This is a genomic window from Halomonas shantousis (assembly GCF_054654615.1).
On sequence record NZ_BAAIER010000002.1, the window covers coordinates 1,663,807 to 1,684,872 of the forward strand.

Annotated in this window: 17 protein-coding genes, 2 tRNA genes and 1 pseudogene; 12 read left to right on the forward strand and 8 right to left on the reverse strand. The window is 62.8% G+C overall.

Translation table 11 applies throughout. The annotated features are described in order from the left end of the window. Nucleotides 1-228 precede the first annotated feature (228 nt). From ACYQ12_RS08095 to ACYQ12_RS08145, 11 genes and pseudogenes are all read left to right on the forward strand, one after another. Nucleotides 229-882: a cytochrome c3 family protein gene (locus ACYQ12_RS08095; RefSeq protein ID WP_459869984.1), complete on the forward strand. Its 654-nt coding sequence runs from the start codon at nucleotides 229-231 to the stop codon at nucleotides 880-882. Next, on the forward strand, nucleotides 870-4,049 hold the full coding sequence (locus tag ACYQ12_RS08100; protein ID WP_459869987.1) for a TAT-variant-translocated molybdopterin oxidoreductase: 3,180 nt from the start codon (nucleotides 870-872) through the stop codon (nucleotides 4,047-4,049). Before ACYQ12_RS08095 ends, ACYQ12_RS08100 begins: the two co-directional genes overlap by 13 nt. Continuing rightward, nucleotides 4,046-5,407, forward strand: a complete 1,362-nt coding sequence (gene nrfD / locus ACYQ12_RS08105) for an NrfD/PsrC family molybdoenzyme membrane anchor subunit (RefSeq protein WP_459869990.1) — start codon at nucleotides 4,046-4,048, stop codon at nucleotides 5,405-5,407. The genes ACYQ12_RS08100 and nrfD overlap by 4 nt, the downstream gene beginning before the upstream one ends. Next, nucleotides 5,400-5,930, forward strand: a complete 531-nt coding sequence (locus tag ACYQ12_RS08110) for a DUF3341 domain-containing protein (protein ID WP_459869993.1) — start codon at nucleotides 5,400-5,402, stop codon at nucleotides 5,928-5,930. The genes nrfD and ACYQ12_RS08110 overlap by 8 nt, the downstream gene beginning before the upstream one ends. Then, entirely contained in the window at nucleotides 5,927-6,532 is a 606-nt protein-coding gene (locus tag ACYQ12_RS08115) for a c-type cytochrome (protein ID WP_459869996.1), read from the forward strand. Before ACYQ12_RS08110 ends, ACYQ12_RS08115 begins: the two co-directional genes overlap by 4 nt. Next, nucleotides 6,529-7,563, forward strand: a complete 1,035-nt coding sequence (locus ACYQ12_RS08120; RefSeq protein WP_459869999.1) for a hypothetical protein — start codon at nucleotides 6,529-6,531, stop codon at nucleotides 7,561-7,563. The genes ACYQ12_RS08115 and ACYQ12_RS08120 overlap by 4 nt, the downstream gene beginning before the upstream one ends. Continuing rightward, nucleotides 7,556-8,080: a hypothetical protein gene (locus tag ACYQ12_RS08125; RefSeq protein ID WP_459870002.1), complete on the forward strand. Its 525-nt coding sequence runs from the start codon at nucleotides 7,556-7,558 to the stop codon at nucleotides 8,078-8,080. Before ACYQ12_RS08120 ends, ACYQ12_RS08125 begins: the two co-directional genes overlap by 8 nt. Continuing rightward, nucleotides 8,073-9,092, forward strand: a complete 1,020-nt coding sequence (gene coxB, locus ACYQ12_RS08130; protein WP_459870005.1) for a cytochrome c oxidase subunit II — start codon at nucleotides 8,073-8,075, stop codon at nucleotides 9,090-9,092. The genes ACYQ12_RS08125 and coxB overlap by 8 nt, the downstream gene beginning before the upstream one ends. Next, nucleotides 9,089-10,705, forward strand: a complete 1,617-nt coding sequence (gene ctaD, locus ACYQ12_RS08135; protein ID WP_459870008.1) for a cytochrome c oxidase subunit I — start codon at nucleotides 9,089-9,091, stop codon at nucleotides 10,703-10,705. Before coxB ends, ctaD begins: the two co-directional genes overlap by 4 nt. After that, nucleotides 10,677-11,345 (forward strand): cytochrome c oxidase subunit 3, encoded by a 669-nt coding sequence (locus tag ACYQ12_RS08140; RefSeq protein ID WP_459870011.1) that lies wholly within the window; start codon nucleotides 10,677-10,679, stop codon nucleotides 11,343-11,345. Before ctaD ends, ACYQ12_RS08140 begins: the two co-directional genes overlap by 29 nt. A gap of 59 nt (nucleotides 11,346-11,404) precedes the next feature. Then, nucleotides 11,405-11,653 (forward strand): annotated as a pseudogene (locus ACYQ12_RS08145) (hypothetical protein); the annotation flags it as partial. 108 nt (nucleotides 11,654-11,761) lie between these two features. On the opposite strand, the gene ligB reads toward ACYQ12_RS08145, so the two are convergent. Together ligB and ACYQ12_RS08155 are read right to left on the reverse strand one after the other, a co-directional pair. Beyond that, the gene (ligB, locus tag ACYQ12_RS08150; RefSeq protein ID WP_459870013.1) at nucleotides 11,762-13,369 is read right to left on the reverse strand and encodes an NAD-dependent DNA ligase LigB; all 1,608 of its coding nucleotides are present in this window, start codon (nucleotides 13,367-13,369) and stop codon (nucleotides 11,762-11,764) included. A 226-nt stretch (nucleotides 13,370-13,595) separates the two neighbouring features. After that, nucleotides 13,596-15,629 carry a carboxy terminal-processing peptidase gene (locus tag ACYQ12_RS08155; RefSeq protein WP_459870016.1) on the reverse strand — a complete coding sequence of 678 codons (2,034 nt, stop codon included), beginning with the start codon at nucleotides 15,627-15,629 and terminating at the stop codon, nucleotides 13,596-13,598. A 128-nt stretch (nucleotides 15,630-15,757) separates the two neighbouring features. On the opposite strand from ACYQ12_RS08155, the gene ACYQ12_RS08160 reads away from it, so the two are divergent. Beyond that, nucleotides 15,758-17,056, forward strand: a complete 1,299-nt coding sequence (locus tag ACYQ12_RS08160) for a M18 family aminopeptidase (RefSeq protein WP_459870019.1) — start codon at nucleotides 15,758-15,760, stop codon at nucleotides 17,054-17,056. A 129-nt stretch (nucleotides 17,057-17,185) separates the two neighbouring features. On the opposite strand, the gene ACYQ12_RS08165 is transcribed toward ACYQ12_RS08160, so the two are convergent. From ACYQ12_RS08165 to ACYQ12_RS08190, 6 genes are all read right to left on the reverse strand, one after another. Beyond that, a tRNA-Met gene (locus tag ACYQ12_RS08165) sits at nucleotides 17,186-17,262 on the reverse strand. A 55-nt stretch (nucleotides 17,263-17,317) separates the two neighbouring features. Further along, on the reverse strand, nucleotides 17,318-18,409 hold the full coding sequence (gene ychF, locus ACYQ12_RS08170; protein ID WP_459870022.1) for a redox-regulated ATPase YchF: 1,092 nt from the start codon (nucleotides 18,407-18,409) through the stop codon (nucleotides 17,318-17,320). Between the two features lie 156 nt (nucleotides 18,410-18,565). Further along, on the reverse strand, nucleotides 18,566-19,150 hold the full coding sequence (pth, locus tag ACYQ12_RS08175) for an aminoacyl-tRNA hydrolase (RefSeq protein ID WP_459870025.1): 585 nt from the start codon (nucleotides 19,148-19,150) through the stop codon (nucleotides 18,566-18,568). 31 nt (nucleotides 19,151-19,181) lie between these two features. After that, the gene (locus ACYQ12_RS08180) at nucleotides 19,182-19,823 is read right to left on the reverse strand and encodes a 50S ribosomal protein L25/general stress protein Ctc (protein WP_459870028.1); all 642 of its coding nucleotides are present in this window, start codon (nucleotides 19,821-19,823) and stop codon (nucleotides 19,182-19,184) included. 105 nt (nucleotides 19,824-19,928) lie between these two features. Then, nucleotides 19,929-20,870 carry a ribose-phosphate pyrophosphokinase gene (locus ACYQ12_RS08185; RefSeq protein ID WP_459870031.1) on the reverse strand — a complete coding sequence of 314 codons (942 nt, stop codon included), beginning with the start codon at nucleotides 20,868-20,870 and terminating at the stop codon, nucleotides 19,929-19,931. 72 nt (nucleotides 20,871-20,942) lie between these two features. Beyond that, nucleotides 20,943-21,017: transfer RNA gene (locus ACYQ12_RS08190), tRNA-Gln, on the reverse strand. Nucleotides 21,018-21,066: the final 49 nt, after the last annotated feature.

Sequence of the window (21,066 nt, forward strand, 5' to 3'; positions counted from 1 at the left end):
CGGAAATTGGCGCAAGCGAGATATCAGGTATTAGGCAACGGCGATGAAGGCAATGAAATCCGTTGCGTGGCAAACGCTTGGAAGTCAACGCGTGATGCTGAATCAGCATAAAGAGATGCACGCCGTATTGGCACGCCTGGCCATTCCTTTCCTATAGTGAGTTCCGTTGGGACCGTGATTCGGTGCTTCGAGGAGTCAAGATAAGAATAAGGTCAAGGAGAGGGCCGAATGCCGCAAATCTTTCCCCGCCGAGCGAACTCACTGGTCAGCGTCATGCTGTGGGGCGGCATCCTGGCGGTGGTGGCGCTTGCCGTTGTCGCCATCACGCTGGGGAGTTCGGCGCACGATACCGGGGTCAATTCCACGCCGGAGCAGCCGGTGCCCTTCAGCCACGATCACCATGTGGGCGGGCTGGGCATCGACTGTCAGTATTGTCATACCAGCGTCATGCAGTCCGACTTCGCGGGATTGCCGCCGACCTATACCTGCATGACCTGCCATTCGCAGCTATGGACCAATGCCGAGATGCTGGCACCCGTACGCGAGAGTCTCGAGCGTCGCGAGCCCCTCCGGTGGGTTCGCGTTCACGACCTGCCCGATTTCGCCTATTTCAGCCATCGCGTTCATGTCAACAACGGCGTGGGCTGCGAATCATGCCACGGCCGGGTCGATGAGATGCCCATCACCACCCAGCGCAAGCCCCTGACCATGCAGTGGTGTCTGTCGTGCCACCGCAACCCCGAACCCAACCTGCGCCCTGCCGACAAGATCACGGCCATGGGGTACGACCCGGCCAAGGACGACATTCCCGGGCATGCGCTGCTGGAGCGTTACGGAATTCACAAGGATAACCTGACCGAGTGCGTCACATGTCATCGATAAGTCATTCATCGATAAGCCAAGATGACCTGCAGAACATCCGCGAACGGCTGGCGGATGTGCGCGGGCCTCAGTACTGGCGGAGCCTGGAGGAGCTGGCCGACAGCGATGCCTTCGGCCAGTTCCTGGCCCAGGAGTTTCCACGCCTGGGCGCGGTCTGGGAGGCGCCACTGGATCGGCGTGGTGCGCTCAAGCTGATGGCGGCAAGCATGGCGCTGGCCGGGTTGACGGCATGCGGACGGCAACCGGAAGAGGTCATCGTGCCCTACGTCAACATGCCCGAGGGCGAGGTGCCGGGGCAGCCGCGCTATTACGCCACCTCCTATCTGATCGGGGGTTATGCGCAGGGTCTGCTGGCGCAGAGCCACCAGGGCCGCCCGGTCAAGATGGAGGGCAACCCCGAGCACCCCGCGACGCTGGGCGCGTGCGACGCCTTTTCCCAAGCCTCGGTCCTGTCGCTCTACGACCCGGACCGTGCCGGTGCCGTCATGCATCGCGGCGACGTGGCGGGATATGGCGGGTTTCTCATGGCGCTGCAGGACAAGCGGCGTGACTGGGATGCCTCGCAGGGGCGCGGTCTGCACATACTGACCGGCAGTTTCACCTCGCCGAGCCAGCACGCTTATCTGCAGACATTGCTTGAACGCTGGCCGCAGGCGCGCTGGCATGTGCATGAGCCCATCGATCGCAGCGCCGTCTATACCGGTAGCCGGCTGCTGTTCGGCAGGCCGCTGGAGCCGGTCTACCATTTCTCCCAAGCGCGAATCGTGGTGTCGCTGGATGCCGATTTCATGCAGGCGCAGCCAGGCTTCCTGCGTCATGCCCGGGATTTCATGGCGGAACGGCGTCCCCGTGACAATGACGGTTTTCTCGCCCGACTGTACATGGCCGAGTCGACCCCCAGCATTACCGGCAGCGTGGCCGATCACCGCTACCGCTTGCCGTTTCGGCAGGTGGAGGACTTCGCACGCCAGCTTGCCGTGGCGCTAGGTGTGGAGAGGGTCGAGCTGCCCACGCAGACGGAGATTCCCGATAGCTGGCTGGAGCCGTTGGTGGCGGATCTGCGCCAGCATGCCGGCGCCGCGCTGGTGGTGCCTGGAGACCAGCAGCCGCCCGCGGTGCATGCCATCGCTCATGCCATCAATCAACGCCTGGACGCCTATGGCCGTACGGTGGATTTCGTCGCGCCGGTGGATGCCAGCCATACCGCTGCGCCACTGGAGGAGTTGACCGCCGCCATGCAGGGCGGCGAGGTGGAAAGCCTCATCGTCATGGATACCAATCCCGTTTACACGGCCCCGGCCGATCTGGCGTTCGCCGAGGCTTATCAGAAGGTGGCGTGGCGGCTGCACTGGGGGGAGGTCTATGACGAGACGGGCCGGATGTCGCACTGGCATATTCCCGCTACCCACCCGCTCGAAACCTGGGGCGATGCGCGCGCTTTCGACGGCACGGTGAGTTTTCTGCAGCCACTCATCCAGCCGCTGCACGGCGGCAAGACTAGCCTGCAGCTATTGACGGCACTGTTCCGGGGCACCGACGAGGATCCCCGTGAGCTGCTGGTCGCCTATTGGCAGGCGCAGGCGCAGGCGCAGGCGCAGGCTGTCGGCGACTTCCAGACCTTCTGGCGGCGGGGTCTGCATGACGGCTTCGTGGCGGATTCCGCCTTCGCACCGGAAAATGCCATGCCGCGTGACGGTTGGACGGACGTCCTGGCCGCACCGGATACCGAGGTGGACGATGAGAACGGCATAACGCTGCAGTTGCAGCCCGATCCGGCGATCTGGGACGGGCGCTACGCGAACAATGGCTGGCTCCAGGAACTGCCCCGGCCGCTGACCAAGCTGACCTGGAACAACGCGCTGCTGATCAGTCCGCTGCTGGCGCAGGAGCGTGGCCTGAAGGAGGGCGACGTGGTGCGTGTCCGCTCGGACCACCATGCGCTCGAGGTGCCGGTCTATGTGCTGCCGGGCATGCCGGATCGTGCCGTGACGCTGCAACTGGGCTATGGTCGTGACGGCATCGGGCATATCGCCGACGGAGTGGGCGGCAACGCCTATCCGTTCTCTACCAGCACGGCCCGCTGGGCGACGCACGTGGACCTGGAGACGACCGAGCGCCACATGAGTCTGGCGACGACCCAGAACCACCACGCCATCGAAGGCCGCGATCTGATTCGCGCCACCACGCTGGAGGAGTATCGCAGCAACCCTCGGTTTGCTCACCATCCGCCGCCACATGAGTCGCTCTATCCCGAGCCCTGGCCCGCCGAACGTCAGGCCGAGTATGCCTGGGGCATGGTCGTCGATCTGACCGCCTGTATCGGCTGCAACGCCTGCGTGGCGGGCTGTCAGGCCGAGAACAACATCCCCGTGGTCGGCCCCGAGGAGGTCAAGCGCGGGCGCGAGATGCACTGGATCCGTATCGATCGCTACTTCGAGGGGCCACCCGAGAGTCCGCACCTGATCTTCCAGCCGGTGCTGTGCATGCACTGCGAGAATGCTCCCTGCGAGTACGTTTGCCCCGTCGAGGCGACGCAGCATTCGGCCTCGGGGCTCAACGAGATGATCTACAACCGCTGCATAGGCACGCGCTACTGCTCGCAGAACTGCCCGTACAAGGTGCGGCGTTTCAACTGGTTCGATTACACCGGGGAGCAGGCGACATTCGCCCAGCCCGATGCAGTGCACAATCCCGAGGTGACGGTACGCTCGCGGGGCGTCATGGAGAAATGCACCTTCTGCGTGCAGCGCATCAACCGTGCCCGGATCACCGCCGATGTCGAGGACCGGCCGATCCCCGACGGCGCCTTGCAGACGGCCTGCCAACAGGCCTGTCCGACCCAGGCGATCGTGTTCGGCGATATCGGCAACGAACGGAGCCACGTCAAGCGACTCAAGGAGCATCCGCTGAACTACGGCATGCTCGAACATCTCAACACGCGCCCGCGCGTGTCGTACTTGGCGGGCGTGGGCAATCCCAACCCCGAGGTCACGGCGCCCCAATCCGACCCGCTGGTCGATCCGGACCAGTACAAGGCGGAGCGAAAGGAGACGAAGGGCAGCCCAACGAAAATGCGGGAGCGGGACGCGGGGGAAAAGGAGGATGCACCGCTGGTGGGCTTCTTCACGCCGTCGTCGCGTAAGGATGGCAAGGGAGAGCTGACATGAGCAAGCGTGAAGAACGGCCGCTGCTGCCCCCCGACCTGACCCATGCCCGGCTCACCGAGCGCATCAGCAATCTGGTGCTGAGCCGGTCGACACCGCGTTCCTGGTGGGTGGCTCTCATGATCAGCGGCCTGGTCGCCGTGTCGTTCGTCTATGCCGTGCTGTACGTGTTCGCGGTGGGGGTCGGGCTTTTCGGCATCAACATCCCCGTCGCCTGGGGCTTTCCCATCACCAATACCATCTGGTGGATCGGCATCGCCCATGCCGGCACCCTGATCTCTGCGGTGCTGCTGATCACCCGTCAGCCCTGGCGGGCGTCGATCAACCGCTTCGCCGAGGCGATGGCAATGTTCGCGGTGGTATTGGCCGGCGCCTATCCCATTCTCCACCTCGGGCGGCCCTGGTTCTTCTACTATCTGCTGCCGTACCCCAACCACATGGAGTTGTGGCCGCAGTGGCGCAGTCCGCTGGTATGGGACTTCTTCGCCATCTTCACCTATCTGGTCTTCACCGCGACGTTCATGTACGTCAGCCTGCTGCCGGACCTGGCCACGCTGCGCGATCGGGCCACCGGCTGGCTGGGACGGGTGGTCTACGGCACGCTGGCGATCGGCTGGCGCGGCTCGGCCGCGCACTGGGCGCGCTACGAGAAGGCCAACATGATCCTCTCCTCGGTGGCTGCGCCTATCGTCGTGACGGTGACCGGCATCATCTCGCTGGACCTGGCGGTCTCCATCGTGCCCGGTTATCACTTCACCATTTTTCCGCCCTATTTCGTGTCGGGAGCGCTGTTCTCGGGGTTTGCGACGGTGGCGCTGTTGGCCGTGGTGCTACGCAGCATGTTCCGCCTGCAGGATCTCGTTACGCGGACTCATCTCGATTACCTGGGGCGCATGATGCTGGTGTTCGCCCTGGTCGTCGATTACGCCTACACCCAGGAGATGTTCTTCGCCTGGTACTCCGGCGAGGACTATTACCGCTACGTCTACATCGATCGCTGGACCGGCCCTTACGCACCGGCCTGGTGGGCGATGATCTTCTGCAACGTGGTGCTGGTGCAGTTGCTGTGGTTCAGGCGCGTCAGGCGCTCGCCGATCGCCATGTTGTGTCTGGCGATCACCAGCGACGTGGGCATGTGGCTCGAGCGCTTCCAGATCGTCTTCACCTCGACGCATGCCGATTATATGCCCTCGGCGTGGGGCGAGGCCTGGCCGACCGTCTGGGATTGGGCGGTATTCATCGGCTCGCTGGGGGTGTTCTGGCTGTTGCTGCTGCTGTTCGTACGTCTCATGCCGTTGATTTCGATGCATGACATGCGCGGACTCATCGCCAAGCTCAACAAGGGAGACGACGATGGCTGAGGAATATGGCGTCATGGCGCGTTTCGAGACTGCCGAGGCGTTGGTAACGGCCGTTCGGGGCATGCGCAAGGCCGGTTATCGCCAGCTCGAGCCCTGCGTGCCCTATCCTGTGGAAGGCCTGGCCGAGGCGCTGGCGTTCAAGCCCCGCTGGGTGCCGATCGTATCGCTGGCCAGTGCCATTCTGGGAGCGGCCGGCGTCTATTTTATGCAATGGTACGCCAGTGTACTGAGCTATCCGTTCGTGGTGGGCGGCAAGCCCTTGCACAGCTGGCCGGCGTTTCTGATTCCGAGCTTCGTCATCGGGTTGCTGTCGGCAGTGCTGGGCAGCGTGATCGCGATGCTTTGGGGAAACCGGCTGCCACGTCCTTATCATCCCGCCTTCAACGTGGCCGAGTTCGACCGGGCCTCGGATGACGGCTTCTTCCTCATCGTTGCGGGCGACGATGCCCGCTTCGATGCCGACAGGACACCGGCCCAGCTGCGCGACCTGCACGCCGCGGACATCATGGAGGTGCCGGCATGAGGCTCGGACCGGCTCCGCTATGGGGAATGGCGCTGCTGGCGTTGTTGCTGGCGGCTTGCGATCAGCAACAGATGACCGACCAGCCCAAGTACGAAACCTACGAGGCGGCGCCGACCTGGCCGGACGACCAGGCGGCACGACATCCGGTGGCGGGCACGGTGGCGCGCGATGAATCCATCGACACGAGCGTGCCCGAGGAGCTGCCGATGCCGTTGACGCAACCACTTCTCCAGCGTGGTCAGGAGCGCTTCAACATCTATTGTTCGCCATGCCACAGCCGCGTCGGCGACGGGCAGGGCATGATCGTGCAGCGCGGTTTTCCGGCGCCACCGTCGTTTCATACCGATCGCCTGCGCAATGCTCCACTGCGCCACTTCTACGATGTCATCACCGATGGCTACGGGGTGATGTACTCCTATGCCGACCGGGTGGCGCCGCAGGATCGCTGGGCAATCGCGGCCTACATCAAGGCGCTGCAGCTTTCCCAGTATGCGAGGCCGGAGGATCTGACCCCGGTGCAGCGTCGTGAACTCGAGGGTGCCGGCTCATCAGGCCAGGCCGTGGAAGCGGGCACGCAGGCGACACGGGAGGGCAGTGAATGACGAGACCGGTGATCTGGATTGTCGGCCTGCTGGCCCTGGCGCTCTGCCTGCTCGGAGCCGTCATCGACTGGACCGCCTTCCTGCGTAGCTGGCTGGTGGCCACGCTCACCTGGAGCGCGCTGCCCCTGGGGGCCGTGGCGGTACTCATGACGCACAACCTGACCGGCGGCGCCTGGGGGCATGCCAGCCGTCACGTCTGGCGGGCCCTGGCCGGCGCCATGCCGCTTTTCGCGCTGGCCATGGTGCCGTTGCTGTTCGGCCTGGATGAACTCTTCTCCTGGACGCGTCCGCTCAGTGAGCTGCCCGAGGTCGTGCGGCACAAGCGACTCTATCTCAACGAGCCGTTCTTTCTGGGGCGCTGGGGCTTCTACATGGTCGTGTGGCTGGGGCTTGCCTGGTTGCTGGCGTGGCGGGGAAGCCGCGCCAAGGCGGTATCGGCGCCGGGCCTGATTCTGTGGGTCCTGACAGTGACGTTCTTTTCCGTGGACTGGTACATGTCGCTGGAGCCCAAGTTCTACTCCGACGTGTTCGGGCTGGAGCGGGTCTGTGCCATGGCGGCGAGCAGCCTGGCGGCAGGCATGCTGCTGCTGGCGCCGCAACTCAAGGCGGCGTTGCGCAAGGACATCGCCAATATCTGGCTGACCTTGCTGCTGGGCTGGATCTTCATGGGGTTTTCCCAGTTGATCATTATCTGGTCGGGCAACATCCCCGACGAGATCGGCTGGTACATCCACCGCAGCGAGGGCGCCTGGCAATGGGTCGGCAGGATGGCGTTCGTGCTCTTCATGCTGGTGCCGTTCATGATCCTGTTGTCCACGACGGCCAAGCAGCGCCGGGGCTGGCTCACGCTGGCCGCGGGGATCTGCCTGGTCGGCTATGTGCTGCAAATGCAATGGATGATCCTGCCTGCCTTCGAGGAGTGGCGTCCGGCACAGACCTGGCTCGATCCGGCCGCGCTGGTGGCCGTGGGGGCAGGCTTCGTGTGGCTGACAGGCCGGGCCCTGAAACGTGGGGAGCGAGACCATGAGTGAAGAACACAATCCGACGGCCGGTCACGAGCCTCGCGATGTTCCGGCTCGCATTCCGGTGCTGTTCATCCTCTTCATGGCGATATTCTTGCCTCTCGTGCTGCTGGCGCTGTGGGGATTGATGTCCACGGTATGGAGGGAGTTGCCCGGCCCGCCCAACCCCTTTGCCGGAGAGCCGGCCAACGTATCGAAGGCGCCAAGGCTGCAGACTTCGCCCGAGGTGGATCTGGCGACGTTCAATGAACGTGTCGAGGCGCGACTGCACGGTGTCGGCTGGAGCGACAGGGAGGCGGGGCGTGTCCACATGCCGGTCGAGCAGGCAATGCAGTTATTGGCCGAACGTGGCCTGCCGGAGCAGGGGCCGCTTGCCAGCGAGCGCGCCAGTCTCACCGAGCCGCCGCTGTCCAAGGGCGTGAATGCGGCGACTCCGGACAGGGTGAACGTCTCGGCTGCCCAGGCGGTCGTCGGGGCGGAAGATAGGACGGAACCTGGCGACAGACAGGAGGCGGGGAATGAATGACGAAGTCGCATCCTATCTTCCGGAGGTAGAGAAGGGCTTGCACCTGATCCCGACGCAGGCGACCGACTATGCGGGACAGGTCGATCATCTCTACTTCGCCCTGGTGGGCGTCTGCGCAATCATTCTGCTGCTGGTATTGGGACTGATCGCTTTCTTCGGTTTCCGCTATCGCGCCGGCAACCAGAAGGCGGATCGCTCGAACCGGCCTTCGACGCGCACCGAGAACCGAGTGGAAATTGCCGTTCTGGCCGCCATGTTGGCAGCGTTCATGGTGTTCTTCGGCTGGGCGACCAGCCTTTATCTCGAGGCCTATCGCGGGCCCGAGCCGGCCATGACCATCGATGTCGTCGGCAAGCAGTGGATGTGGAAGATCCAGCATCCCGACGGGACGCGAGAGATCAACTCGATTCACGTGCCGGTCGATGAGGTCATCGAGCTGCGGGTGACGTCTCAGGACGTCATTCACAGTTTCTTCGTCCCGGCATTTCGCCTGAAGCGCGACGTCGTGCCGGGCACCGAAAAGACGGCCTGGTTCAAGGCGTCGAAGACAGGGGAATTCCGGCTGTTCTGTGCCGAGTACTGCGGCAGTTTCCACTCACGGATGCTGGGCAAGGTCGTGGTGATGGAGCAGGCCGACTATCAGGACTGGCTGACCCGGCAGGGCACCGAAGGCAGCCTGGCCGCTGCGGGCAAGCAGCTCTTCAAGACCCATGGTTGCAGCGGTTGTCACATGGGCAAGTCGAGCGTTCGCGCGCCCACGCTGGCCGGCATCTATGGGCGTAGCGTAGCTCTGGACGACGGACGCGTGATCATGGCCGACGAGGCCTATCTCCGCGATTCGATCCTTCAGCCGGACAAGGATATCGCTGCCGGCTTCGAGCCGGTCATGCCGAGCTTCGCAGGTCAGATCACGGAGGATGAGATCTTGCAGATCATTGAGTATCTCAAGTCATTGGAGCCCGGCGACTGGGAGACAGCGGCGCTGCTGCAGAATCAAGGAGAGAATCCATGAGTGCCGAGAGTGCCATGAATCAGGCGCACGAAAGCTACCTGACCCGCGGCTGGCGGATTCGCGATTGGCTGCTGACGACGGACCACAAGCGCGTCGCCTGGCTGTACACGATATCGATCACCGCCTTCTTCTTCCTGGGCGGAATCGCGGCGCTGCTCATCCGGCTGGAACTGATGACGCCTCAGGATGATCTGCTGAGTGCCGATCTCTACAACCAGACCTTCACCGTTCACGGCATCGTGATGGTGTGGTTCTTTCTGATTCCTTCCATACCCAACACCTTGGGCAACTTCCTGATGCCGCTCATGGTGGGCGCCAAGGATCTGGCGTTTCCCAGGCTCAACCTGCTGTCGTGGTACATCTACACGATTGGCGGAATCCTGACGATTGCGGCCGTGATCACCAGCGGCGTGGATACCGGCTGGACTTTCTACACCCCGCTATCCACCCAGTACGCCGACAGGGCGGTCATCGCGGCGCTCGCCGGGGTGTTCGTGGTGGGGTTCTCCACGATCCTCACGGCCATCAACTTCATCGTCACCACGCACAAGATGCGCGCGCCGGGGCTGACCTGGTTTCGCCTGCCGCTGTTCGTCTGGGCCAACTACGCCACCAGCCTGGTCATGGTCCTGGCGACCCCGGTGCTTTCCGCGACGCTGATCCTGCTCATTCTGGAGCGGCTGTTGGGAATCGGTATCTTCGATCCCACGCTGGGTGGAGATCCCATCCTGTTCCAGCATCTGTTCTGGTTCTACTCGCATCCCGCGGTCTACATCATGATCCTGCCAGGCATGGGAGTGGTATCGGAGCTGATCACCTGCTTTTCGCGCAAGACCGTCTTCGGCTATCACGGCATGGCCATTTCGATCCTGGCCATTGCCGTGTTCGGCTTTCTGGTGTGGGGGCACCACATGTTCGTCGCCGGACAGAGCCTCTATGCCGGGGTGATGTTCTCGCTGTTCTCGTTCTTCGTCGCCTTGCCTTCGGCGATCAAGACCTTCAACTGGACGGCGACCCTGTACAAGGGTCGGCTGATCTTCACCTCGCCGATGATCTATGCCCTGTCGTTCGTCGGGTTGTTCACCATCGGCGGCTTTACCGGAATCTTTCTCGCCTCGGTGGCCGTCGACGTGCATGTGCACGATACCTACTTCGTCGTGGCGCACTTCCATTACATCATGGTCGGCAGCATGGTGACGGCGTATATCGGCGGGCTGCACTTCTGGTGGCCGAAGATGACGGGGCGCATGTACCCCGAAATATGGGCCAAGGTTGCCTCACTGGCGCTGTTCATCGGGTTCAATCTGACATTCTTCCCGCAATACCTGCTGGGATATGCCGGGATGCCTCGGCGCTATCAGACCTATCCCGAAGATTTCCAGATACTGCATGTCATGTCATCACTGGGCGCCGGGGTACTGGCCATCGGCTATCTGCTGCCATTGGTCTACCTGCTCTGGTCCCTGCGCTGGGGCGAACGTGCACCGCCCAATCCCTGGCGGGCCGCGGGGCTCGAGTGGCGCACGGATTCGCCACCTCCCAAGCACAACTTCCTCGAACCGCAGCAGGTAACAGGACCGCCTTATGACTACGACGCCATCGACAACAAGTAAAGCGGAGCCCGCCGAGCAGTTCGATGACATGACGCAGCAGCGCCATGCGGATCTCATGGGCATGTGGATCTTCCTGGCCACGGAATTGATGCTGTTCGGCGGGGTGTTCACGGCCTTTACCGTCTATCGCCATGCCTACCCCGACGCCTTCGCCGAAGCGGCCGGGCATCTCGATCTCACGCTGGGAACGCTGAACACGGTGCTGCTGGTCACCAGCAGCCTGTTCATGGCCCTGGCCGAGCGGGCGGCAAATGCCGAGCAGAAGCGGCTGACGCTGATGTTTCTGCTGACCACGATAGGCATCGGCGTGGTGTTTCTCGCCATCAAGGGCTATGAGTGGCACCACGAATACACCGAGGGCCTGATGCCGGTGCTGGGTCTGGAATTCCGCTATCCGGGCCAGCATCCGGAGCAGGCCCAGATGTTCTTCAACTTCTATTATGTCCTGACCGGGCTGCATGCCGTACACATGTCCCTGGGCATGATCATGCTGCTGGTGCTGCTGGTGTTCACGTTGCGCTGGCGAAACCCGCCCAAGCTGGGACGGCAGATACAGATCAATGGTCTCTACTGGGCCTTTGTCGACATCGTCTGGGTCTTCATTTTCACGAGCCAATACTTGCTGCGTGCCTCATCGTGAAGCACGCATCGCCATGAAGGCCGTCCGGAAAAGAGCTGCATCATGAAGGGGTCTGCGAAATGAAGGATGTCAAAGCACCCGTTCTCGCCTGGGGCGGATACGTCGTCATACTCGGCGCCAGTGTCGCGGCGGCCAAGCTCGTGCCAGGATCGCTGGGGCATGCTTTCAGCCTGTTATGTGCTTTCGTCATGGCGGCGCTGATCGTGACTTTCTTCATGGGGTTGCGCTCGGCGGACAATCTCCTGCGCGTGTTTGCCCTGGCCGGGATCATGTGGCTGACCTTCATGATCGTGCTGACCATGGCGGACTACTTCTACCGCGACATCAAGGAGGGAACGGCGCTTCGCCAGGACGGTGGCGTGACGAGTCACCATGAGACGATGAGAGTGCGGCATGCCGTGGAGGCGTCTAGCGGCTCACCGATCCAGGATATGTTCATCGGCGAGGCGCGTCAGCCATTGCGTCACGAGGGGATGGTGGAAGAATTCGAAAAGCCGGGATGCTCGTACCGGGCCAATGCCGGGATACTGCTGCCAGTCGGAGAGGCCCCGGGCTTGCAACGCAGTTAGAGAGGTTTCCTTTATCGCGGCTTTAAAGGCGGCATCGGGGAGTGTCGGCATACCCAGTGCGACAAGCCAGTGCTGGCGGTCTCGTTGGCGTGCCTGCTGGAAGCTTTCCCGCCAGGCATGGGCCCGCTTGGCGCCGACGACGGGCAGCTCGGCAAGCTGAGGCTCCGTCAGTTCAAGCCAGTCGAGCAGATCCGCCACGAGTCCATGCTCTATCAGCCGCCGCCAGGTGCCAGGCCCAATGCCCGCAAGTGCCAAGCCCTTGTCGCTGCCTAGCCACTCCAGACGCGCCAGAAACTGCTCATGACATGCCGGGGCATCATGCATGCAACTCAGGATGTCGTAGCGACTCTCGTCGGGCGGGTTGACTACGGGACGCGGGTCGGCGGGCACCAGCACCGATTCGAGCTGAGGGATGGTCAGCCCGGCGAGACGAATCAGCACCTGATCGCCGGGGCGAACGTCCAGCTCGTGCCAGTGATCGAGAGAGCCCAGGCTGACGCGGCGGACTTCACGGTCGTCGAGCTGAACGGGGCTGAGATTGGCAACGGGAGTGATCTTCCCCGTGCGTCCGATGGAGAAGTCCAGCGACTCGACGACGCCCAGAGCACGCTGAGCGGGGTATTTCCATGCCATGGCCCAGTCCGGGGGCTCAGCATGCCAAGTACTGCCCGACGGGCGATCGCCCCGCTTGACCACGATGCCATCGGTCACGAAGGGCAGGGCTTCGTGATACCAGCGCTGGCGCCATTCGCTGATGTCTTTCAGGGTGCGGATACGCTGGGTGTAATGTCCGACCGTACCGAAGCCCCAGGCCTCGAGCTGGGCGAGTCGGTCCGGCATGGCGTCGGGACCGTCGGGCCACGCCCATACGAAGACATCGAGGCTCGTGGCTTCCCGAGGGGAGAGGGCCTTTTGCGCCATCATTCCCGCCACGGCGCTGCGGGCCCCGTCGCTGCCCTCCTGCGCCTGCACGTGGCCCTGGCGGCGCTGGTACAGTTCGCCTTGCAGCACGACATGGGCCGGCAGGGGCCGTGTCGTCACCGGCAGGGTCTGGGGGACTGTCGGCAGGCGGCGGATCTGCGCCAGCCAATCCTGTCCTTGTTCGCCATTGCCCCGGCTGATGGCGGCAGCGAGATGGCCGGCTTCATAGACCAGCGTCACCGCGACACCGTCGACCTTGGGCTGCGCCCATAACGGGGCGTCGCCCTGCCGATGCAGCCAACGCGCAATGGCCTGCCGGTCGGCCAGCTTGTTCAGGCCCGTATGCGGAATCGGATGGCGAAGGGCGCCTTCGGGCTCGGTCGGTGTGGGGGAGACCCGCCCCGGCTGAAAGCAGTGCTGCCACGTTGCCAGTTGCCGCTTGGCTTCATCGTATACCCCGTCCTCGACCAGACGACGCCCTTCGCGGTAGTAGGCCTCGTCCCAGCGAGCTATCTGCTGTTCCAGGGTGGTCACGACCCGTTGGCCCTGAGCGAGGGGCACGGCGGGGCAGGAGGACACTGAGACGGGAAGTGGCGGAGAGGATGCCGCAAGGGTTGGTGCGCATGGCAGCAGCGCTACTGTCAGCACCAGAGACCACGGCAGACAGCGTACCAGGCCCTCGAATGACCGGCGCGAGACACGCACCGCGAAGAGCGAGCGCCACAACGACATCGCCCCGCAAGAAGCGGGGCGATGGGATTCAGGCCTGGTTGAGCAGACGGGCATAATCGAGAAGGATTTCAGCGCTCTCTTCGATCTGAGCGCGATCGATCGGCCGTAGCTCCTCCTCTTCACGACTCTCCGCCCAGTCCTCGATAGGGTCGAGGCCCATGGCACGACGGCGTTGGTTCTCCAGAGCGAGCTGTTCGGCCTCCTGGGCCTCCATCTCGCGCTGGCGCTGCTCACGGTTGAGACTGACGCTGTTCTGCTGTTCGCGCAGTCGCTTGGCAAGCTCCGCCTGGCGTTCGAGATAGGTAAAGTCCGCATCCTGGGCAACACGCTTGTCATGCAGGTCTTCCAGGGTCTCGCGATAGCGCCACGGTTCGCCATACAGGCGATACTGTACCGGCCTCACGTGGTCCCAGGGCAGGGCGTTATCCAGAGCGCTCTCTCCGATCTCGTCGGGGTCGATCAGTCGCGGAAACAGCAGGTCGGGTTCGACGCCCCGGTGCTGGGTGCTCTCACCGGAGATGCGGTAGAACTTGGCGCGTGTCAGCTTGAGTTGACCATGGCTCAGGTCGTTGAGCGTCTGTACCGTCCCCTTGCCGAAAGTGCGGGTGCCGAGTACGAGACCCCGGCCGTAGTCCTGAATGGCGCCGGCAAAGATCTCCGAGGCCGAGGCCGAAAGCCGGTTGACCAGGACGGCCATCGGCCCTTCGTAGAGCGCACCGCTTTCGGTATCGCCGTACAGGCTGATGCGACCGCGCGCATCGCGGACCTGCACGGTGGGGCCCCGGTCGATGAACAGACCGATCAGCGAGTTGGCTTCCTGCAGGGCACCGCCGCCATTGTTGCGCAGGTCCAGCACGATGCCTTCGGCACCCTGCTCCTTGAGCGATTCGATCTCCTTGGCCACGTCGCGGGTCGTGCTGCGGTACTCCTCCTCGCCGGCCTGCCAGGCATCGAAATCGACATAGAAGGCGGGCACGTCGATGACGCCGATCTTGTGCTCGCTGCCATCGCGGGTCAGCGTGACGATCTCGCTCTTGGCGGCCTGGTCCTCCAGCTTGACGGTGTCACGCACGATTTCCACGACATGCGAGCGGGTCACGTCGACGGCCTTGGCGGGAATGATATCCAGGCGCACCGTGGAACCCTTGGGACCCCGAATCAGTTCGACGACTTCGTCAAGGCGCATGCCGACCACGTTGGTCATCTCGCCATCGTCTCCCTGACCGACGGCGACGATACGATCCGCCGGCTGCAGAACGCCGCTCTTGTCAGCGGGGCCGCCGGGGACCAGGCTCGACACCTTGACGTACTCTCCCTCGTTCTGGAGCAGGGCACCGATGCCCTCCAGGGACAGCTTCATCTGGATATCGAAGGATTCGCTCTGCTGGGGCGAGAAGTATTCCGTATGCGGATCGATGGTGCCGGTAACGGCGGACATGAACAGTACCAGGACATCCTCGGCATTGGTCTGGCGAATGCGCGACAGCTGATTGGCATAGCGTTCATGCAGCGTCTCGGCAATGTCATCGTTCTCCTGATCGCCTATCGATAGCGTCAACGCCGCATTCTTGAGCCGCTTGTCCCACAATTCGTCAAGCGCCTTCTCGGTCTGCGCCCAGGGCTCGTCCTCGCGGTCCAGGGCGATGCGATCGTTTCCCTCGTAATCATAGTCGAGCCCTTCGTCGAGACGGGCCAGCAGCCACTCCAGGCGCGCTTCCAGACGTTCCTGGTAACGGTTGTAGAGGGCATAGACGCGGTTCAGATCCCCATCGGAGATGGCATCGTCGAGTGAGGTCCTGAGATCACTGAAGGCATCCACGTCGCGTTGCAGCAGGTAGGCACGCTGCGGGTCGAGCAGGTTGAGAAAGCGTGTCAGCGCGTTCTGTGACCATTGGTCATCGAAATTGACGTCGGCGTAATGACCATAACGCAGCGACTCGGCAACTTCTACGGCGGCTTGGTTCTGTACATCGGTTGGGGTAGGGCCGGCCAATGCCGGGGCGCTCAGCATGACCAGCAGCGAAAGCGCCGCCGCTCGCCAGGCGGCTAAAGACAGACTCATCAATGAAGCACTCCAGGATTCATATATACTCTGTTCCCTAGACTTCCGGATTCCTTGAGAATTCCCAAGCCGGACTGGCATTGTAGCAGTCTGTATCGCTGGACACAGGCCTTTCACTGAGGAATTTCATGTCTCACGCTCCGCTTCTGGAACGGTTGCTCTCATTTCTGCAGCTTTCTCCGACCCCGTGGCACGCCGTGGCCAACATGGCGTCTCGCCTCGAACAGGCTGGCTATCGCCGTCTCGACGAAACCCAGGCCTGGCAACTGTCGCCGGGCGACAGATTCTATGTGACGCGCAACGACTCCTCCCTGATCGCCATGCAGATACCCGCGGCGGGGCTCTCTTCGCTGCGCATGATCGGTGCACACACCGACAGTCCGGGGCTGCGTTTGAAACCCAATCCGGCGGTAACCGGACGTGGCTGGCTGCAGCTGGGCGTCGAAGTATACGGAGGGGTTCTGCTGGCTCCCTGGTTCGATCGTGATCTGGGGCTGGCCGGACGGGTCCACGTGCGGCGGGCCGACGGGCGTTTGCAGAGCGTGCTGCTCAATGTCGACCGCCCGGTGGCCATCGTGCCGAGCCTAGCGATCCACATGGATCGGGAAGCCAACAGCGGACGGGCCATCAATGCCCAGACCCAGATGGCCCCGGTATTCCTGCAGGACGGTGACAAGCCCGATCTCGAGCGTCTGCTCAAGCGCTGGCTCTTCGAGCAGCATGGCATCGAAGAGGCCGACATTCTCGATTTCGAACTCGGCTTCTATGATGTTCAGCCGCCTGCCGTGATCGGTGTGGAAGGGGAGCTGATAGCCAGCGCACGCCTGGACAACTTATTGTCCTGCTTCATCGGTATCGAGGCCCTGCTGGCAGGTGATGGCACGCAGGGCGCCGTGTTCGTGGCCAACGATCATGAAGAGGTGGGAAGCGCCAGCGCCAGCGGAGCGCAGGGGCCGTTTCTCGCCGACGTGCTGCGCCGTGCTCATGAACAGTTGGAAAAGGGCGGCGAGGAAGGCTGGATCCGCCTGATACAGCGCTCGCGCATGATCTCCTGCGACAACGCTCACGCCCTGCATCCCAACTTTCCCGACAAGCACGATGCCAACCACGGGCCCGCCATCAACGGAGGGCCGGTCATCAAGGTCAACGCCAACCAGCGCTACGCCACCAACAGCGCCACGGCCGCGATGTTCCGGGATCTGTGTCGCGAGGCGGAAGTGCCGGTACAAAGCTTCGTCACGCGTGCCGACATGGGATGCGGCAGTACCATCGGCCCGATCACCGCGACCGAGTTGGGTGTTCCCACCCTCGACGTCGGCGTGCCGCAGTGGGGCATGCACTCGATTCGTGAAACCGCCGGGAGTCGGGATGCCGACTATCTGATCCGGGCATTGACGGCTTTCGTCAATCGAGCCGAACTGGGGTAGCCTGTCCAGTTCGCCTGTCACGGGCGGGCTGTTCATCGGCAAGGCCGGATGCCGCCTGGCGGATTGTCTTTCCACAAGCCACAGCAAAACGCCCGCCAGGCAAAGCCATGGCGGGCGTTTTCGATTCGGTGGTGGCTACGCCCTGATTCGAACAGGGGACCCCATCATTATGAGTGATGTGCTCTAACCAGCTGAGCTACGTAGCCATTCAACGGGGGCGCATGTTACCGCTAAGCGCATGATGTGTCAATCTTATTCCCGTCAGACATTGAAACGGAAGTGCACCACGTCCCCATCCTTGACGATGTACTCCTTGCCTTCCAGACGCCATTTGCCGGCATCCTTGGCAGCCTGCTCGCCACCCAGCGTCACGAAGTCGTCATATCCGATGACTTCAGCACGGATGAAGCCCTTCTCGAAGTCGGTATGGATCACGCCGGCCGCCTGCGGTGCGGTGGCCCCGATTCTGATCGTCCAGGCGCGCACTTCCTTGACGCCGGCCGTGAAGTAAGTCTGCAGGCCGAGCAGAGCATAGCCGGCACGAATCACCCGGTCGAGACCCGGCTCCTCCATGCCCATCTCGTCGAGGAACATGCTGCGCTCCTCGTCGTCGAGCTCGGCGATTTCCGCTTCGAGCTGGTTGCACACGGGAACGACGACGGCATTCTCTTCCGTAGCGATTTCACGCACCACGTCGAGGTAGGCGTTATTCTCGAACCCGTCCTCATTGACGTTGGCGATGTACATGGTCGGCTTCAACGTCAGGAAACCGAAGCTCTTGACCTGGCGCTTCTCGTCATCGGAGAGATCGAAGCTACGCAGTGGCAGGCCTTCGGCGAGATGCGGCTGGATACGGTCGAGTACCGCCTTGGTGGCGATGGCATCCTTGTCGCCGCCCTTGACCACGCGGGTCAGGCGCTGGATGGCCCGGTCGACGGTATCGAGGTCGGCCAGGGCCAGTTCCATGTTGATGATCTCGATGTCCGCACGGGGATCGACCTGGTTGGCGACGTGAATGACATTGTCGTTATCGAAGCAGCGCACCACATGTGCGATGGCATCGGTCTCGCGGATGTTGGCGAGAAACTTGTTGCCCAGTCCCTCACCCTTGGAGGCGCCTTCCACCAGTCCGGCGATGTCCACGAATTCCATGGTGGTGGGGACCACCCGCTCCGGTTTGACGATCTCGGCGAGCCTGTCGAGACGCGGGTCGGGCATCGGCACGATACCGGTATTGGGCTCGATGGTGCAGAACGGGAAGTTTTCGGCGTCGATGCCTGACTTGGTCAATGCATTGAAAAGAGTGGACTTGCCGACATTGGGCAGGCCGACGATGCCGCAGTTGAAACCCATGGTATGTTCCTGGAAGTCGAGATCGCGAATGAAAGAATGGCGGGCATTTTACGCCATGAGACATGGCTTCACTAGCCGAAGGGGAGTGTGGACGAGCGGGAAGCCGCAACATGCCGGAATGGGCATCGATGGCAGTGCGATCTGAAGGGGCGGGCGCTACCCCTGGAAGCTGTGCAGGCGATTCATGGCCTTGGCCCAGTTCCCCTCCAGTGCGTCGGGAAGGGTTGCCAGACTTTCGGCTATGGCAGCATCGATGGCGCTGCGTTCGCTCTTGCCGGGACGACCGAGCACATAATTCGTCACCAGTTTGGCGCTGCCGGGATGGCCGATGCCGATACGCAGGCGGTGGAAGGACTTGTCATTGCCCAGTGCGCTGATGGTGTCGCGCAGGCCATTGTGGCCACCATGGCCGCCACCCTGCTTGTAACGGGCAGTGCCTGGAGCGATGTCGAGCTCATCATGGGCGACGAGCAGCTCGTCCGGAGCAAGCTTGTAGAACTGGCAAAGCGCGGCGACAGCCGCGCCACTGCGATTCATGAAGGTGATCGGGGCGAGAAGATGCAATTCCTGCCCGTCAAAATTCACCTTGGCATAGTGACCCAGAAACTTCTTTTCCGGGCGCAGTGGCGTATGGCTGTCGCGCGCGATGGCTTCCACCAGCCAGGCGCCTGCATTGTGCCGGGTGTCGTCGTATTCCGCGCCGGGGTTGCCCAGGCCGATGATCGCTTTCACTTGGCTCATGCGTTTGCCTATTCGGTGTCAGCAGCGGGACTTATTCCGCCTGACCTTCTTCGTTACCCGCGCCTGCTTCGTCCTCTTCGCTGGCGGCGCTGACGGTAGCGTGGGTCACGCTGACGACGCCGGCGTCATACTCTTCGCCGTGAGTCAGAGCGACGATGCTGACGCCCTTGGGCAGTTTCAGGTCGGAGAGGTGCAGCGTCTCGCCCATGCCCAGGTCGGTGACGTCGACTTCGATGTACTCGGGCAGATCGGCCGGCAGACAGCTGACTTCCACATCGTTGGCCAGCACGTGCAGCACGCCGCCCTCGTCCTTGACGCCCTTGCACTTGTCCTCGCCCACGACGTGCAGCGGCACGTGCAGGGAGAGTTCGTGAGTGGCATCGACGCGCAGGAAGTCGGCATGGGTGACCAGCGCCTTGTACGGGTGACGCTGCAGATCGCGGATGACGACCTGTTCGGTGCTGCCATCGATATCGATGGAGATCAGCGAGGAGAAGAACGCTTCATCCTCGATGGCCTTGTAGAAGGCGGCCTTGTCGATGGTGATCGGCTGCGGAGCCTTCTCACCGCCGTAGATGATGGCGGCGACTTGCTGGTTCGCACGACGCAGGCGGCGGCTCGCACCTTTCCCCAGCTCGTGGCGAACGTTGGCGGTCAGTTTGTAATCGGACATGATTCAACCTCTTGGTCGTTAAAGGAAGCGGCACCGCCCGCGACCAGACGATGCCGTTCCTGAATGCTCCCGACACCAGGACGGGAGCGATGTATCCGGACGATGTCAGTGGAACATCGCGCTCACGGATTCTTCATTGCTGACGCGGCGGATCGCTTCGGCGATCAGCCCCGCCACGCTGAGCTGACGTATCTTGCCGCTGCGGCGAGCCAGCTCGGAAAGCGGAATGGTATCGGCAACGACGAGTTCGTCAAGCACCGAGCCGGAAATATTGTCCAACGCCGGACCGGAGAGGATCGGATGCGTGGCGTAGGCGACAACGCGTCGGGCGCCGTGCTCCTTGAGAGCCTCGGCCGCCTTGCATAGCGTGCCGGCGGTATCCACCATATCGTCTACCACCACACAGGTACGCTCTTCGACTTCGCCAATGATGTGCATGACCTGGGCCTGGTTGGCCTGAGGGCGGCGCTTGTCGATGATGGCGAGATCGGCGTTGAGCTGCTTGGCGATGGCGCGAGCGCGTACCACGCCGCCGACGTCAGGGGAGACGACGACCAGGTCATCGTAGTTCTGACGTTCGATGTCGTCGAGCAGGATCGGTGAGCCGTAGACGTTGTCCACGGGGACATCGAAGAAGCCCTGAATCTGATCGGCATGCAGGTCCATGGTCATGACGCGATCGACACCGGCCTTGACCATCACGTCGGCGACCACCTTGGCCGAGATCGGTACGCGGGCGGAGCGCACGCGACGATCCTGGCGGGCATAGCCGAAGTAGGGCACCACGGCGGTGATGCGGGTGGCGGAAGCGCGACGCAAGGCATCAACCATCAGGATCAGCTCCATCAGGTTGTCGTTGGTCGGAGCGCAGGTGGACTGCAGGATGAAAACGTCCTTGCCGCGAACGTTCTCGTTGATCTCGACGGCGATTTCCCCATCGCTGAACTGACCGACCGTGGCATGGCCGAGTCGATTATCGAGACACTCGGCTACCTTTCGGGCGAGTTCGGGGTTGGCATTCCCCGCGAAGACCATCAATTTAGACACGCGCAGCCACCTTTGGAGTCTTGTGGGATCTCGGGAGTGGATCAGTTACGGCGTCGGTCATGTGCCCGGGATTGGCTGGGGTAGGAGGATTCGAACCTCCGAATGGCGGTACCAGAAACCGCTGCCTTACCACTTGGCTATACCCCAGTAACGACACCCTGATTCAGCATGGCTCATTGAGCCCAGGCGACCAACT

Coding starts and splice junctions, on each gene's coding strand:
- ACYQ12_RS08095 (WP_459869984.1), top strand. CDS start 229: ATGCCGCAAATCTTTCCCCGCCGAGCGAACTCACTGGTCAGCGTCATG.
- ACYQ12_RS08100 (WP_459869987.1), top strand. CDS start 870: ATGTCATCGATAAGTCATTCATCGATAAGCCAAGATGACCTGCAGAAC.
- nrfD (WP_459869990.1), top strand. CDS start 4,046: ATGAGCAAGCGTGAAGAACGGCCGCTGCTGCCCCCCGACCTGACCCAT.
- ACYQ12_RS08110 (WP_459869993.1), top strand. CDS start 5,400: ATGGCTGAGGAATATGGCGTCATGGCGCGTTTCGAGACTGCCGAGGCG.
- ACYQ12_RS08115 (WP_459869996.1), top strand. CDS start 5,927: ATGAGGCTCGGACCGGCTCCGCTATGGGGAATGGCGCTGCTGGCGTTG.
- ACYQ12_RS08120 (WP_459869999.1), top strand. CDS start 6,529: ATGACGAGACCGGTGATCTGGATTGTCGGCCTGCTGGCCCTGGCGCTC.
- ACYQ12_RS08125 (WP_459870002.1), top strand. CDS start 7,556: ATGAGTGAAGAACACAATCCGACGGCCGGTCACGAGCCTCGCGATGTT.
- coxB (WP_459870005.1), top strand. CDS start 8,073: ATGAATGACGAAGTCGCATCCTATCTTCCGGAGGTAGAGAAGGGCTTG.
- ctaD (WP_459870008.1), top strand. CDS start 9,089: ATGAGTGCCGAGAGTGCCATGAATCAGGCGCACGAAAGCTACCTGACC.
- ACYQ12_RS08140 (WP_459870011.1), top strand. CDS start 10,677: ATGACTACGACGCCATCGACAACAAGTAAAGCGGAGCCCGCCGAGCAG.
- ACYQ12_RS08155 (WP_459870016.1), bottom strand. CDS start 15,629: ATGAGTCTGTCTTTAGCCGCCTGGCGAGCGGCGGCGCTTTCGCTGCTG.
- ACYQ12_RS08160 (WP_459870019.1), top strand. CDS start 15,758: ATGTCTCACGCTCCGCTTCTGGAACGGTTGCTCTCATTTCTGCAGCTT.
- ychF (WP_459870022.1), bottom strand. CDS start 18,409: ATGGGTTTCAACTGCGGCATCGTCGGCCTGCCCAATGTCGGCAAGTCC.
- pth (WP_459870025.1), bottom strand. CDS start 19,150: ATGAGCCAAGTGAAAGCGATCATCGGCCTGGGCAACCCCGGCGCGGAA.
- ACYQ12_RS08180 (WP_459870028.1), bottom strand. CDS start 19,823: ATGTCCGATTACAAACTGACCGCCAACGTTCGCCACGAGCTGGGGAAA.